Source organism: Vibrio sp. 10N.286.48.B8 (assembly GCF_003050085.1).
Lineage (GTDB): Bacteria > Pseudomonadota > Gammaproteobacteria > Enterobacterales > Vibrionaceae > Vibrio > Vibrio crassostreae.
In genome coordinates this window covers 69089-84765 of sequence record NZ_PIGD01000021.1, presented here as the reverse complement: position 1 = coordinate 84765, position 15677 = coordinate 69089, and the positions used below count along the sequence as shown (strand labels likewise).

Genomic DNA, 15677 nt, shown 5'->3' with positions numbered 1-15677 from the left:
CTGGAGGATTCGAACCTCCGACCGCCTGGTTCGTAGCCAGGTACTCTATCCAGCTGAGCTAAGAGCGCACGGTTTTAGTATCAACTTAGTCAATACAAGGATTTTCATTCATATAAGAAATAAACCCTTAAATAGTGGCGCGTCCTGGAGGATTCGAACCTCCGACCGCCTGGTTCGTAGCCAGGTACTCTATCCAGCTGAGCTAAGAGCGCACGGTTTTCGATATCAGTATTCTCAATATCAGGAGTTCACAAGGAAACCCTAAAGAGTGGCGCGTCCTGGAGGATTCGAACCTCCGACCGCCTGGTTCGTAGCCAGGTACTCTATCCAGCTGAGCTAAGGACGCACGGTTTTGATATCAATTCTCGACGAACGATTTATCAATATCAGGATTCACATTCTTATAAGAACTAAACCCTAAATAGTGGCGCGCTCTGGAGGATTCGAACCTCCGACCGCCTGGTTCGTAGCCAGGTACTCTATCCAGCTGAGCTAAGAGCGCACGGTTTTCGATATCAGTATTCTCAATATCAGGAGTTCACAAGGAAACCCTAAAGAGTGGCGCGTCCTGGAGGATTCGAACCTCCGACCGCCTGGTTCGTAGCCAGGTACTCTATCCAGCTGAGCTAAGGACGCACGGTGTTCATTCATTAAGAATGAAGTTGTGAAATATATCACATTCTTCTTGCTACGAAGAAAAAAAAAGGCCATCGGCCTGTAATGAATGGCGGTGAGGGAGGGATTCGAACCCTCGATGCAGCTACAAACCACATACTCCCTTAGCAGGGGAGCGCCTTCGGCCACTCGGCCACCTCACCTAATTCATTATTCTCACATCACTTACAAGTAAGAGAAGAGAGAATGGCGCGTCCTGGAGGATTCGAACCTCCGACCGCCTGGTTCGTAGCCAGGTACTCTATCCAGCTGAGCTAAGGACGCACATTTACATTGTCTAAATTGCTAATTTTAGACTCGCAAAAAATGGCGGTGAGGGAGGGATTCGAACCCTCGATGCAGCTACAAACCACATACTCCCTTAGCAGGGGAGCGCCTTCGGCCTCTCGGCCACCTCACCGTCTTGCGGAGGCACATATTACGTTTTACCGAAAATATGTCAAACACTTTATTGAAAAAAATTGGACAAAAACACTCAACCGTTTGCTATTTAATCAAAGCGCTTGCAAATTGAACTTATAAGATTCAAATCGCGCTTTTTCCCTTAAAAATTAAGGTGAAAGATTGGCAATAATAAACAGCCGAAAACAATTATCTAATTTATCCAGCAGCAAGTGCTACCGCTGATGGCACAATACTACGGGATGCGTATTTTCGCCATAGGGGAAGCTAATAAATCTTGAGTTTTGCCAAACAAAATAGAGAGCAACAGTTCTGTTCAACCTTGTCTGTATCTCACAACATCACAAAGCATTCACTTCACAACTTTGAGCCCGATCCGTTATCCAACTCATCTATGTCATAATGAGTGTTTCGATTCCCCAAGATCAAAAAAGGCTAGCAACAATGCTAGCCTCTTCTCTACGCAAAAGTATTAGTAGTTGCCAGATGCAACGTTACCATTACCTTTTTCAGCTTGAATGCGCATGTAGATCTCTTCACGGTGAACAGATACTTCTTTAGGTGCGTTAACACCGATACGTACTTGGTTACCTTTAACGCCTAGTACAGTAACTGTTACTTCATCACCAATCATCAGTGTTTCGCCAACGCGGCGAGTCAAAATTAGCATTCTTTGCTCCTTGAGTAATCTCTAAATTTATCTAGCTACGAGAGCATTATCCAACAAAAGTTATATTTTCGTAAACTATCGATTGAGTTTATTTAACCAAAATGCACTTCTTTTTTAGGATAACCTTGTGTTTCACGCGCTACGATGTATGCATTGTGTAATATGTTAGCAGCCATATCGACTTGCGTTGGTGATATCACCAAAGTTAAAGACTGCTGCTGCAATAAGTGATGCTGTACATCAATTTCGCCTTCAGACAACAATCCATGTGAACTGACCACAATTTCTTGTGTTCGGCTTCCTACCACAGTTAACAAACTAACCTGTTCACTATTACGGATTTTCTCGTCAAAAACTAGTTTTAATTTGGCACTTATGTCTTGTTTAATAATGAGTGCTGCCCGTTCTGTTTCCTCGATCACACTACAGACTTCGATCCCCAACAGTTGGCAATGTGAAATGAAAGACGGTAAATCTTCATTCAAACACTCGATACGCACCATATCTCTTTGAATAGCGATACCAGCAATATCATTCAAACACTGATTACCCGTGATCAATGTGCCCTCGCCTTGTTCAAAGCTTGAAAGCACACGCAATGGCACGTTGTGCTGCCATGCATACTGAACACACGGAAGATGCAAAACCTTAGCACCTCGGCGTGCCATCTCTTCCATAGAAGGGAAGTCTAAAGTATCTAATTTTTGAGATTGCTTCACGACTCTAGGATCACAAGAGTAAACACCATCTACATCAGTATAGATCTGGCATTCTTTCGCCTGTAAGGCACCCGCAAGCGCTACCGCTGTAGTATCTGAACCACCGCGACCTAATGTTGTGATATCGCCTTTCGCATTGAATCCTTGAAAGCCTGCAACAATGACAATCTGGTTGTCATCTAACAGTGCTTGAATCGGGGCAGTATCAATACGCTCAATCGCTGCATTATTATGATTAGAATCCGTGTGTATCTTGGCTTGATAGCCAGTCATCGATGTCGCTTCATAACCTAACTTGTGTAACGTCATTGCTAACAAGGCCATGGAAACTTGCTCGCCAGCCGTTAACAGCACATCCAGTTCTCTAGCGTTTGGTACGCTATCAACTTGTGTGGCTAAGTTAACCAACCGATTTGTTTCACCTGACATAGCAGAAACGACAACCACAATCTGGTTCCCTTCATTTTTCGCTTCAATGATTTTTTCTGCTACATGATGGATTCGTTCAATTGAACCCACCGACGTTCCACCAAATTTCTGCACGATAAGAGGCATTTTCACCCGTCCTCACCTTCCCAAGACCAATGTCTATATATGACAAAAAAACACATACTCCGCGTCAAGGCGAAGCAATAAAAAATTAACCAAGGAGTCTAACGCCACCATTAGACTTCTTGGTTAATCTCAATCAAACCTTGTTTAAACACGCTTCCAATAGGCAAAATAAAAGATGCCCAATCAACTGATTGGGCATCTTTGTATCAATTACTTAAGCTTAAAGACGCTCTTCTAGCCAAGTACGCACAGATTTAAGTGCTTCTGGCAGAGCTTCAACGTCAGTACCGCCCGCTTGAGCCATATCTGGACGACCGCCACCTTTACCGCCAACTTGCTCAGCAACCATCTTAACAAGGTCACCCGCTTTTACTTTGCCGATTAGGTCTTTGGTTACACCAGCAATCAAGCCAACTTTACCGTCTGCTACGTTTGCGATCAGGATGATGCCGCTACCTACTTGGTTTTTAGCGTTATCAACCATAGTACGTAGGTTCTTGTTGTCTGCGCCTTCAATTGCAGCAACCAAAACTTTAGTACCAGAGATGTCTTCTACTTTGCCCATGATGTTTGCGCTTTCTGCAGCAGCCATCTTTTCTTTAAGCAGTTGGATTTCTTTCTCTAGAGATTTCGCTTTCTTAGCTGATTCAGCAAGCTTCTCTTCGTAAGCGTTAGCCTGAGCCTCTACTGCATCTAGAGCAGCTTCACCCGTTACCGCTTCAATACGACGAATACCCGCAGCAATACCACCTTCAGAGGTGATCTTGAATAGGCCGATATCACCCGTGTTACTTGCGTGGATACCACCACAAAGCTCAGTAGAGAAATCGCCCATAGATAGAACGCGCACTTCATCATCGTACTTCTCGCCAAACAGTGCCATTGCACCTTTTTCTTTCGCTGACTCAATATCCATGATGTTGGTTTCAATCACGTGGTTCTTACGAACTTGTGCGTTAACCAAACGCTCTACTTCTTTAATCTGTGCCGGTGTTACCGCTTCAAGGTTAGAAAAGTCAAAACGTAGGTTATCTGGCTTAACTAAAGAACCTTTCTGAGCAACGTGCTCACCGAGAACTTCGCGTAATGCAGAGTGAAGTAAGTGAGTTGCAGAGTGGTTTAGTGAGATAGCCGCACGACGCTCAGCGTCAACCGAAGCTTCTACTTTATCGCCCTTAGCAAATACACCTTCAACAAGCTCACCGTGGTGCGCAAATGCGTTACCTAGTTTCTGAGTATCTTGTACTTTGAAAAGACCTGATGCAGTTTTTAGGGTACCTGCGTCACCACATTGACCACCTGACTCAGCGTAGAATGGTGTCTCTTCAAGGATGATGATTGCTTTATCACCTGCCGACAGTGACGATACTTCTTCGCCGTCAACAAACAGTACAGAAATATCACCCATACCGTCGGTAGCAGTGTAACCACAGAACTCTGTGTTCGTGTCCACTTTGATCGTCGCGTTGTAATCTGTACCAAATTGGCCAGCTTCACGAGCACGCTTACGCTGTGCTTCCATCGCTTTCTCAAAGCCTTCCTCATCGATCGTGAAATCACGCTCACGAGCAACATCGTTAGTCAGGTCAGCTGGGAAGCCGTATGTGTCGTAAAGTTTGAAAACTGTTTCACCGTCAAGCTCTTTGCCTTCAAGTGCGTCAAGCGCATCACTAAGAATAACCATGCCGCGCTCTAAAGTTCGACCAAAGTTCTCTTCTTCAATGCGAAGTACTTTTTCAACAAGCTCTTGTTGTTTCTTCAGCTCTTCAGCAGCAGAGCCCATCACTTCAACAAGCACAGCTACAAGTTTGTGGAAGAACACGCCTTGCGCGCCAAGCTTGTTACCATGACGAACTGCACGACGAATAATACGACGTAGAACGTAGCCACGACCTTCGTTTGAAGGCATAACGCCGTCAGCGATTAGGAATGAACAAGAACGGATGTGGTCAGCAATAACGCGTAGCGATTGGTTAGATAAGTCGTCATGACCCACAACTTCCGCTGTCGCTTTGATTAGCTTTTGGAATACATCAATTTCGTAGTTAGAGTGAACGCCCTGCATGATTGCAGAAATACGCTCAATACCCATACCAGTATCAACAGCTGGCTTAGGTAGCGGCTCCATTGTACCGTCAGCGTGACGATTGAACTGCATGAATACGTTGTTCCAGATCTCGATAAAACGGTCACCATCTTCTTCTGGTGTACCAGGACGGCCACCCCAAATGTGCTCACCGTGATCGTAGAAAATTTCAGTACATGGACCACAAGGGCCAGTGTCACCCATCGTCCAGAAGTTATCAGACTCGAACTGTTTACCACCTTCTTTGTCGCCAATGCGAACGATGCGGTCAGCAGGGACACCTACTTTTTTGTTCCAGATATCGAATGCTTCATCATCTGTCTCGTATACCGTTACCAGTAGACGGTCTTTTGGCAGTTGAAGAGTCTCAGTCAGGAATTCCCAAGCAAAGCCAATCGCTTCTTCTTTGAAGTAGTCGCCAAAGCTGAAGTTGCCTAGCATTTCGAAGAACGTGTGGTGACGAGCCGTGAAACCTACGTTTTCAAGGTCATTGTGTTTACCACCCGCACGTACACAACGCTGAGCCGTAGTTGCTCGAGTGTAGGCACGCTTTTCGGCGCCTAAGAAGCAATCTTTGAATTGGTTCATACCTGCGTTAGTAAATAGCAGGGTTGGATCGTTATGTGGAACTAACGATGAACTGTCTACGATTTGGTGTTCTTTGCTCTCAAAGAACTTAAGGAACGCGTTGCGAACCTCATCAGTGCTCATGTACATGCAGCTCTTCCTGAAAATAGTCGAGTTAGAATTTTGCCGTATTGTAGATCATGGTTAAGGCTTCGACTAGTTTTCTTGTAGAAAAGACACCCTTGGGCAGGATTTTTGTGGGAATTCGATAAAATGAAGAATATTCCACTATATCTAGCCGTGGAAAAGCAGAAGTAAATCGACGACCTAGTACCGAAGAAACTCAGTCAACGAAAGAGAGTTGACCAAATACATGCTCGACGGAACTGCTCCAATAAAAAAGCCCCGCATAAAATATGCGAGGCTTTAAGTTCTTTCAAGCGGATGCTTCTTTCAAACATCGACTCTATAAAACGTTAGCTTATAGCTCTTCGTTTTCTTCTTCTTTCTCTACGTCTTTCTCTTCAAGAACAGCAGGAGTCAGTAGTAACTCACGAAGTTTAGTATCGATCTCTAGAGCAACTTCTGGGTTTTCACGTAGGTATTTACCAGCGTTAGCTTTACCTTGGCCGATCTTATCGCCCTTGTAGCTGTACCAAGCGCCCGCTTTTTCTACTAGCTTATTCTTAACACCTAAGTCGATAAGCTCACCTTCGCGGTTGAAGCCTTTACCGTAAAGGATTTGAGTTTCAGCTTGTTTGAATGGTGCAGCAATCTTGTTCTTAACAACCTTGATACGAGTTTCGTTACCAACAACTTCATCACCATCTTTAATCGCACCAGTACGGCGAATATCAAGACGAACAGATGCGTAGAACTTAAGAGCGTTACCACCAGTTGTTGTTTCTGGGTTACCAAACATCACACCAATCTTCATACGAATTTGGTTGATGAAGATAGCCATACAGTTAGACTGCTTAAGGTTACCAGTTAGCTTACGCATCGCTTGAGAAAGCATACGAGCCTGAAGACCCATGTGGCTGTCGCCCATTTCGCCTTCGATTTCTGCTTTTGGTGTTAGCGCTGCTACTGAGTCAATAACAAGTACATCGATTGCACCTGAACGAGCCAGTGCATCACAGATTTCTAGCGCTTGCTCACCCGTATCTGGTTGAGAAACAAGAAGCGCATCGATATCAACACCAAGCTTTTGAGCGTAGATAGGGTCTAGTGCGTGTTCCGCATCAACGAAAGCACACGTCTTGCCTACTTTCTGTGCTGCAGCAATAAGCTCAAGCGTTAGCGTTGTTTTACCTGATGATTCTGGACCGTAAACTTCTACGATACGCCCCATCGGTAGGCCACCAGCACCTAGTGCGATATCTAGAGATAGAGAACCAGTAGAAATAGTTTCTACGTCCATTGTGCGGTTATCACCAAGACGCATGATAGAACCTTTACCAAATTGCTTTTCAATCTGACCAAGGGCTGCGGCTAACGCTTTTTGTTTATTCTCGTCCATCTCTATCTCCACATAATCGGTTGTCTCAACAAGCGATCTAGAATCTATTTCTAACCCACATAGGGGTGACTAATTGGCTTTCATTATACTGTTGATTCATACAGTGTCCATACCTGTATGAAAATAATTTGTACAAATGTTACTTACCTTCCATTGATAGGTAATCATAAATAACTTGCAGGGCATGGTGCGTGGCTTGTTGGCGTACTTGTGATCTGTCGCCTGTAAATACATGCGTTTCTACTTTATCCCAGCCATTTAGTGCTTTCCACGCGAAGCATACTGTACCAACAGGCTTATCTTCGGTCGCGCCACCTGGCCCGGCAATGCCACTGATCGATACAGAGATAGTCCCGTTTGAGTATTGCAATGCCCCGCTCGCCATTTCTATGACGACAGGCTCACTCACAGCGCCGAACTCAATCAAGGTTTTAAGCTGCACACCTATCATCTCTTGCTTGGCTTCATTGCTATAAGTAACAAAAGCGCGATCAAACCACCCAGAACTGCCCGCAATGTCAGTGACTGCAGTCGCGACACCTCCGCCAGTGCAAGATTCAGCCGTCACTAACACTTGTTTGTGTTTAGCGAGTAAATGTCCAAGCTGTTCACTAAGGTCTTGAGTCATCTGCATCATCAGCTTCCCTTTATTTACTGTCATATCATTTGGATTCGCATCTTTTCGCATCAGCCGCTTTTCGCACGAAACGCTTTCACGTATCCTAAGCCGCAATAGAAATAAACGAAAGAAGTTAACTGTGAAAGCCGATCAAAAACATACTCCCATGATGCAGCAGTACCTAAAACTGAAAGCAGAAAACCCAGAAATTCTGCTGTTCTACCGCATGGGCGATTTCTACGAGCTTTTCTATGATGATGCTAAAAAAGCTTCTCAACTCCTCGATATTTCACTGACTAAACGCGGTTCATCAAATGGTGAGCCTATTCCGATGGCGGGTGTTCCTTACCATGCCGTTGAAGGGTACCTTGCAAAGTTAGTACAACTTGGTGAATCCGTAGCAATTTGTGAACAGATTGGTAATCCAGCAACTTCAAAAGGCCCTGTTGAACGTGCTGTTGTACGTATCGTCACACCCGGCACCGTGACCGATGAGGCATTGCTTTCTGAGCGTGTTGATAACCTGATTGCAGCCATCTACCATCACAACGGTAAGTTTGGTTACGCGACACTGGATATTACCTCCGGTCGATTCCAACTTTGCGAGCCAGAAACCGAAGAAGCAATGGCCGCAGAACTGCAGAGAACCTCACCACGTGAGCTACTGTTCCCTGAAGATTTCGAACCTGTAAATCTAATGGCAAGCCGTAATGGCAACCGCCGCCGCCCTGTATGGGAATTTGAATTAGATACCGCTAAGCAGCAATTAAATAAACAATTTGGTACTCGCGATCTGGTTGGCTTTGGCGTAGAAAGCGCAAAACTGGGTCTATGTGCGGCTGGTTGTTTGATCCAATACGTGAAAGATACCCAACGTACAGCCCTTCCTCATATCCGTTCACTGACGATGGATAAGCAAGATCACTCAGTGATCCTTGATGCTGCGACTCGCCGCAATCTAGAGATCACGCAAAACCTTGGCGGTGGCACAGATAACACTCTTGCTGAAGTGCTTGATCACACCGCAACTGCGATGGGCAGTCGCATGCTTAAGCGTTGGTTACATCAACCAATGCGCAATATCTCTGCACTCGATCAGCGCTTAGATGCGATTGGTGAGATGAAAGATTTGGCTCTATTCACAGAGCTACAGCCAACCTTAAAGCAGATTGGTGATATCGAGCGTATTCTTGCTCGTCTTGCTCTTCGTTCTGCTCGTCCACGTGATATGGCACGACTTCGCCAAGCGATGGAATATTTACCAGAGCTAGCTGAAACACTGACGCAGCTGAAACACCCATACCTGACTCAACTTGCTCAGTATGCCTCTCCTGTGGATGAGGTTTCTGAGCTACTTGAGCGTGCAATCAAAGAGAACCCACCCGTGGTTATCCGCGATGGCGGTGTGATTGCTGAAGGCTACAACGCCGAGCTAGATGAATGGCGTGACCTTGCTGCGGGCGCAACCGAGTTTCTGGATAAGCTTGAGCAAGAAGAACGTGAACGTCACGGTATCGACACGCTAAAAGTTGGCTACAACAACGTACACGGTTTCTTCATCCAAGTGAGCCGTGGGCAAAGCCACCTTGTGCCGCCACATTATGTTCGTCGCCAAACGCTGAAGAACGCTGAGCGCTATATCATTCCTGAGCTGAAAGAACACGAAGACAAAGTACTTAACTCTAAGTCGAAAGCACTCGCTATCGAGAAACAGCTTTGGGAAGAGTTGTTTGATTTGCTACTGCCATATCTAGAACGCCTACAAAACATCGCTTCTTCAGTATCTCAACTTGATGTACTACAGAACTTAGCTGAGCGCGCAGATACTCTTGATTACTGTCGTCCAACCATGACAGAAGCCGCGGGTGTACAGATCCAAGCAGGTCGTCACCCAGTAGTAGAACAAGTGATGGACGAACCTTTCATTGCTAACCCTATCGACCTGAATGATCAACGTAAGATGCTGATCATCACAGGTCCAAATATGGGTGGTAAATCGACCTACATGCGCCAAACGGCACTCATCGCATTGATGGCTCATATCGGTTGTTATGTACCTGCAGAAAGCGCAACCATCGGCTCTATCGACCGTATCTTTACGCGTATTGGCGCATCCGATGATTTGGCTTCTGGTCGTTCAACTTTCATGGTTGAGATGACAGAGACCGCAAATATTCTGCACAACGCGACACCAAATAGCCTTGTGCTAATGGATGAAATCGGTCGTGGTACCAGTACTTACGATGGTCTGTCTCTGGCTTGGGCAAGTGCAGAGTGGCTAGCCAATCAAATCAATGCGATGACACTGTTTGCAACGCACTACTTTGAGCTAACTGAACTGCCTAACCAACTTCCAACTTTAGCAAACGTACACTTAGATGCGGTTGAGCATGGTGACAGCATTGCCTTTATGCACGCGGTTCAAGAAGGTGCAGCAAGTAAATCTTACGGTCTAGCGGTTGCAGGTTTAGCTGGCGTACCGAAAGCCGTGATCAAGAATGCTCGAGCGAAGCTGACTCAGTTAGAAGCGTTAAGTATGGAGTCGCCAACATCGAAGCCAAGTGGTGTTGATATCGCGAACCAACTTAGCCTGATCCCTGAACCGAGTGAGGTGGAGCAAGCACTAGCGAATGTTGATCCTGATGATCTAACCCCTCGCCAAGCATTAGAAGAGCTCTACCGCTTGAAGAAGCTACTCTAACTTAAGAAGCACTCTAGTTTAAATAGCCAAGCGCTGTGGTTTCTAGCTGAAGTCAAAATTAAACCAGAAGCTAAAACTAAAAAACGCTGACATTAGGTCAGCGTTTTTTTATTTCGATATCGTGGAATATCGTTTAGTCGTTTTCAACGTTGAACAGGTTTTCCATGTTCAGACCTTGCTTGATCAAAATCTCACGTAGACGACGAAGACCTTCAACTTGGATTTGACGAACTCGCTCACGAGTCAGGCTGATTTCACGACCAACTTCTTCTAGCGTTGACGGTTCATAACCCAGTAGTCCAAATCGACGTGCAAGTACCTCTTTCTGCTTAGGATTCAGTTCATCAAGCCAGAAGATCAGTGAGTTCTTGATATCGCTATCTTGAGTTGAAACCTCAGGATCTGAATTGTTGATGTCTGGAATAATATCCAACAGTGCTTTCTCACCGTCACCACCAATTGGCGTATCTACAGAACTCACTCTTTCGTTTAGACGAAGCATCTTGCTCACATCACCAACCGGCTTATCTAGCTTAGAAGCGATCTCTTCAGCTGTTGGTTCGTGGTCAAGCTTTTGTGATAGTTCTCTTGCAGTACGTAGGTAGATGTTCAGCTCTTTCACAACATGGATTGGCAAACGGATAGTGCGAGTCTGATTCATCAACGCACGTTCAATGGTTTGACGAATCCACCATGTTGCGTAAGTTGAAAAGCGGAAGCCTCGCTCTGGGTCAAATTTCTCTACGGCGCGAATCAAACCTAGGTTGCCTTCTTCGATTAGATCGAGAAGTGCCAAACCACGGTTGCTATAACGACGAGAAATTTTTACCACCAAACGCAGGTTACTTTCGATCATGCGTTTACGTGCTGCTTCATCACCGCGTAGAGCTCGACGTGCGTAAAGCACTTCTTCTTCTGCGGTTAGTAGTGGTGAGAAACCGATTTCGCCTAGATACAGTTGAGTGGCATCTAAGCTTTTAGACGTAACTTCAACTTCTTCTTTCGCTTCGGTTTTCTTAGTGACTGTTCGTTTTGCTTTTCCAAGAGCTTCCGGTTCCGTGGTTGCTTGGTCAAGATCGAACTCTTCTTTGGTTACTGCATTGCTTATACTCATAACGCCTCCCCCTGGCGAAATTAGCATGACATTACAACTTCATATGTCGCTAAATGACTATGTCACTCAATACAATACGTTAATCGTTCATATTGTATTTAAGGCAAATATCGTTTTGGATTAACTGATTTACCTTGGTAACGAATCTCAAAGTGCAGCCTAACACTGCTGGCTCCAGAGCTTCCCATTGTTGCAATCTTCTGCCCTGGTTTCACACTTTGCCCTTCAGATACTAATAGTCGGTCGTTATGCGCGTATGCACTTAAGTAATTATCATTGTGCTTCACAATCACTAGATTGCCGTAGCCTCGCAGTGCATTACCCGAATAAACAACCGTTCCCCCTGCAGTAGATACTATTGGCTGACCTCGCTGTCCTGCTATGTCTATGCCTTTATTTCCTTGTTCGCCTACAGAGAAATTCTTGATTACTCTCCCTTTAGTTGGCCATAACCATTTGGATACTTTATCACTTGTTGGTTTGGTGGACGGTGTAACATTCTGTTTACCTTTAGAACCAACATACTCCTTTGATTTGGATTGTTCAACCTTCTTTGGTGGATCTTTTTTCGCCACTTTGGTGGTAGTTTGAGCTGGAGCTGGTTTAGAGTTTTTGCTCGATTGCGATGTGGATTTAGGTTTATTTGCCGCAGATGACGTTGTCGATGCCGCGACAGGCGCAGCAACAGCTGCTACCGCTACCGTTGACTTACCATACGCTGGCGCATTGTAACTAGGACGCCACAACTTAAGCTTCTGCCCTGGGTGAATAGTATAAGGCGCAGACAATTTGTTGTAGCTAACGAGGTCATTGACGTCTTTATTGGTCACATAAGCGATGAAATAAAGCGTATCGCCTTTTTTCACTTCATAGTAACTACCGCGATAACTACCACGATCAATCGATGAGTAATTCTTGTTAAGGCTTGAAACCGGCGCAGGCGAATTCGCTGCACACCCAACAAGGGCACAGCTAAGCAGTAAAGTACTTCCTTTAAACAACTTCGAACGCATCGACTCTCTATCCACCTACACCATTAGTCTTGTTATTAAGCTAGTTCACCAGGAACAAGAGGTACAAATCTCACCATTTCGATAACACTCGACAAAAATTCATCGCCGTGACGAACGATCTTCAACAGTTGTTGTTCATCATCCCCAACAGGAATCAGTAAACGACCGCCATCTTTCAGCTGTTGCAGAAGCGCTTGAGGAATCGACTCTGCAGCAGCGGTAACAATAATCGCATCAAAAGGCGCCTTTGAAGACCACCCTTGCCAACCATCACCGTGCTTAGTTGAAATATTGTAGAAATCGAGTTGCTTCAACCTGCGTTTAGCATCCCATTGTAGCGACTTTATTCTTTCAACCGAATAGACATGATCAACAAGCTGAGCCAATACCGCGGTTTGGTAGCCTGAACCCGTTCCGATCTCCAAAACGCGGCTATCTTGTTGTAACTCAAGCAGCTCTGTCATTTTGGCAACAATGTATGGTTGGGAGATTGTCTGACCCTGTCCGATCGGCAGCGCATTATTGTCATAAGCTTGATGGTACATCGCCTGTGATAAAAAGCTCTCTCTCGGCAGTTGATAAATAGCATCAAGAACCTTTTGATCTCGGATGCCATTTTCAATCAGAAAAGTAATTAAGCGCTCGGCTTGTGGATTGCTCACTTACTTCTCCCCTAACCATGTTGTCATCGCACCTAACGACTCGTGTGCCGTTAGATCAACTTGTAACGGTGTTACCGATATAAAGCCATGCTCGATTGCGTAAAAATCGGTACCTTCGCCGGCATCTTGCTCTTTGCCCGGAGGGCCGAGCCAATAGATATCGTGACCACGAGGGTCCTTTTGCTTAATCATATCTTCAGAGTGATGACGAGCACCTAAGCGTGTCACCTGAGTACCAGACAGTTGTTCTAAGGCTAAATCAGGAACGTTCACGTTCAATAAGCGATTGGTCGGGATTGGGTTTGCTAAATGTTGTTCGACAATACGACGAGCAATCGCTGCCGCTGTCTTAAAATGTTTTTTACCCACCAACGAAAACGCCACCGATTGAACGCCTAGAAAGTGCCCTTCCATTGCTGCTGCTACCGTACCTGAATAAAGCACGTCATCACCAAGGTTAGCACCGTGATTAATGCCCGTTAATACCAGATTAGGCATGTCATTCTTTAGCAGTTCGTTTAACGCAAAATGCACACAGTCGGTCGGTGTTCCTTGTACCGAATAGGTATTTTCAGCAATCTCTTGAACGCGTAAAGGCTGTTCTAAAGTTAATGAATTTGAAGCGCCTGAACGATTACGGTCAGGTGCCACAATGATAACTTCAGCAAGATCACGTAGTTCATCTGCTAGCTCATGAATACCTTGAGCATGCACACCATCATCGTTGCTGAGTAAAATCTTCATTCTGTATCCTTTCTTCATATTCCAGTGCTAAGTGACTTAAATTCCAATATTAAGTCACTTAGTGCCAAGCAGAATCATTACTGCTCGTAGCTTCTCTCTACGTGTACTTCTTCAACCAATTCACGAACGATAGCCGTCGCAAAGCAGCCTGCATCAAGAGAGAACTTCAGAGTGACATTATCTTCACTCACTTCCCACGTTAGATCAGTAGGTTTCAGTGACGCTTCACGGCGGTCATGACGCATGCGATTACCACGAATTAGAGCCATCAAATCCGGTTCAGCATCAAGGTGTTTCTGCTCTAAAGCTTGAGACTCATCTGTTGTTGGCAAAGCGTTATCTCCGGCCAAAGCCACAGTCACCAATGCAGTACCATTCGCGATATCTTGCTTTACAGCTTCAAGGTTTTCAGCCGTTACCGTTAGTTGAGCACCGTCTTTCACTACGATATCGCCAACCAATGCCGATGCAAACACATCTTGCTCAATACGGTCTGAAAGGATCAAGTTGTAAATCCACGAGCGAGCCGCAGAAAGATACAAGCTGCGTTTATTCTGGTTACGAGTACGAACGTTATCGCGGCCCCAACGACGAGCTTCAGATAGGTTGTTACCTTCATTACCAAAACGCTGAGTACCAAAGTAGTTTGGCACGCCCACTTGAGCGACTTTTTCCAAACGCTTTACCACATCTTCACAATCCGTTACTTCAGACAAGGTCAACTCAAATTGGTTGCCAACTAAATCGCCCGGACGTAACTTTTTGTTATGACGTGCTGTCGCTAGGATTTCAATACTTGGGTATTGTGCTAAGAACGCTGAAAAGTCAGGCTCACCTTTCGGTAGGTGGACGCTCAACCACTGCTCTGTCACAGCGTGACGGTCTTTCAAACCCGCCCAGCTCACGTCTTTCGACTTAACACCGCAAGCTTTAGCCAGCTCGTTTGCTACGAAACTCGTGTTTTCACCAGTTTTACGAATACGAACCATTAGGTGCTCGCCTTCACCAGTAAACTCAAAACCCAAGTCTTCATTAACGACAAAGTGTTCGGCTTTTGCTTTTAGTTTTGCTTTCGCAGTTGGTTTACCGTTTAGATAAGCCAATGAAGATAAAATATCTGACATGCTGTTCTTTTCGTGTTGGTGCTTACGCACTTTTAGTTATTAGGACCACCGCTTCACATGCGATGCCCTCTTTGCGACCAGTAAAACCTAAACGCTCAGTAGTCGTCGCTTTTACATTCACATTGCTAATGCTGGTTTCTAGGTCTTGAGCAATAGCTTGGCACATAGAGTCTATATGAGGGGCCATCTTTGGAGCTTGCGCCATGATAGTAATATCGGCATTACCAATCACGTAACCTTGTTCTTTTACTCGACGGTAAACATCTTTCAGTAGTTCACGGCTATCCGCGCCTTTCCATTCGTCATCAGTATCAGGGAAATGACGACCAATATCGCCCGCTGCGATCGCACCTAACAGAGCGTCACACAAAGCATGAAGGGCAACGTCACCATCTGAATGTGCGATAAGACCTTGTTCGTAAGGGATGCTCACACCACCAATAATTACCGGACCTTCACCACCAAACTTATGTACATCAAAGCCATGGCCAATACGAATCATCA

The 15677-nt window shown here is 45.3% G+C and carries 12 protein-coding genes and 7 tRNA genes; 1 reads left to right on the top strand and 18 read right to left on the bottom strand.

The window, feature by feature from the left end; all coding sequences use genetic code 11:
• Positions 1–135: 135 nt before the first annotated feature.
• The 12 genes from CWO08_RS20000 to pncC form a co-directional block, all read right to left on the bottom strand.
• Positions 136–212 (bottom strand) — tRNA-Arg (locus CWO08_RS20000).
• A gap of 57 nt (positions 213–269) precedes the next feature.
• A tRNA-Arg gene (locus CWO08_RS19995) sits at positions 270–346 on the bottom strand.
• Positions 347–425: 79 nt separating this feature from the next.
• A tRNA-Arg gene (locus CWO08_RS19990) sits at positions 426–502 on the bottom strand.
• Between the two features lie 57 nt (positions 503–559).
• Positions 560–636: transfer RNA gene (locus CWO08_RS19985), tRNA-Arg, on the bottom strand.
• An 89-nt stretch (positions 637–725) separates the two neighbouring features.
• Positions 726–818 (bottom strand) — tRNA-Ser (locus CWO08_RS19980).
• Between the two features lie 44 nt (positions 819–862).
• Positions 863–939 (bottom strand) — tRNA-Arg (locus tag CWO08_RS19975).
• A 43-nt stretch (positions 940–982) separates the two neighbouring features.
• Positions 983–1075, bottom strand: a tRNA-Ser gene (locus CWO08_RS19970).
• A gap of 474 nt (positions 1076–1549) precedes the next feature.
• Positions 1550–1747: a carbon storage regulator CsrA gene (gene csrA / locus CWO08_RS19965; RefSeq protein ID WP_004415691.1), complete on the bottom strand. Its 198-nt coding sequence runs from the start codon at positions 1745–1747 to the stop codon at positions 1550–1552.
• A gap of 92 nt (positions 1748–1839) precedes the next feature.
• A complete protein-coding gene (locus tag CWO08_RS19960) occupies positions 1840–3021 on the bottom strand; it encodes an aspartate kinase (RefSeq protein WP_080967413.1) in 1182 nt (393 codons plus the stop codon).
• Positions 3022–3241: 220 nt separating this feature from the next.
• Entirely contained in the window at positions 3242–5824 is a 2583-nt protein-coding gene (alaS, locus tag CWO08_RS19955; RefSeq protein WP_108020971.1) for an alanine--tRNA ligase, read from the bottom strand.
• A 331-nt stretch (positions 5825–6155) separates the two neighbouring features.
• Positions 6156–7196, bottom strand: a complete 1041-nt coding sequence (recA, locus tag CWO08_RS19950) for a recombinase RecA (protein WP_017056586.1) — start codon at positions 7194–7196, stop codon at positions 6156–6158.
• A gap of 139 nt (positions 7197–7335) precedes the next feature.
• Positions 7336–7830 (bottom strand): nicotinamide-nucleotide amidase, encoded by a 495-nt coding sequence (gene pncC, locus CWO08_RS19945; RefSeq protein ID WP_102431727.1) that lies wholly within the window; start codon positions 7828–7830, stop codon positions 7336–7338.
• 124 nt (positions 7831–7954) lie between these two features.
• Here pncC and mutS point away from each other — a divergent pair, with 124 nt between their 5' ends.
• Complete coding sequence (gene mutS / locus CWO08_RS19940) at positions 7955–10516, top strand: DNA mismatch repair protein MutS (RefSeq protein WP_108020970.1); 2562 nt, start codon at positions 7955–7957, stop codon at positions 10514–10516.
• Between the two features lie 133 nt (positions 10517–10649).
• On the opposite strand, the gene rpoS is transcribed toward mutS, so the two are convergent.
• The 6 genes from rpoS to ispF all read right to left on the bottom strand — a co-directional run bounded on the left by rpoS (position 10650) and on the right by ispF (position 15675).
• On the bottom strand, positions 10650–11630 hold the full coding sequence (gene rpoS / locus CWO08_RS19935; RefSeq protein ID WP_017059027.1) for an RNA polymerase sigma factor RpoS: 981 nt from the start codon (positions 11628–11630) through the stop codon (positions 10650–10652).
• A gap of 98 nt (positions 11631–11728) precedes the next feature.
• Complete coding sequence (nlpD, locus tag CWO08_RS19930) at positions 11729–12643, bottom strand: murein hydrolase activator NlpD (protein WP_048659388.1); 915 nt, start codon at positions 12641–12643, stop codon at positions 11729–11731.
• 35 nt (positions 12644–12678) lie between these two features.
• On the bottom strand, positions 12679–13305 hold the full coding sequence (locus tag CWO08_RS19925) for a protein-L-isoaspartate(D-aspartate) O-methyltransferase (RefSeq protein ID WP_019826319.1): 627 nt from the start codon (positions 13303–13305) through the stop codon (positions 12679–12681).
• Positions 13306–14049 carry a 5'/3'-nucleotidase SurE gene (gene surE, locus CWO08_RS19920; protein ID WP_048659389.1) on the bottom strand — a complete coding sequence of 248 codons (744 nt, stop codon included), beginning with the start codon at positions 14047–14049 and terminating at the stop codon, positions 13306–13308.
• A 77-nt stretch (positions 14050–14126) separates the two neighbouring features.
• Positions 14127–15173, bottom strand: a complete 1047-nt coding sequence (gene truD / locus CWO08_RS19915) for a tRNA pseudouridine(13) synthase TruD (protein ID WP_108020969.1) — start codon at positions 15171–15173, stop codon at positions 14127–14129.
• A gap of 22 nt (positions 15174–15195) precedes the next feature.
• Entirely contained in the window at positions 15196–15675 is a 480-nt protein-coding gene (gene ispF / locus CWO08_RS19910; protein WP_004739053.1) for a 2-C-methyl-D-erythritol 2,4-cyclodiphosphate synthase, read from the bottom strand.
• Between the last annotated feature and the right edge of the window lie 2 nt (positions 15676–15677).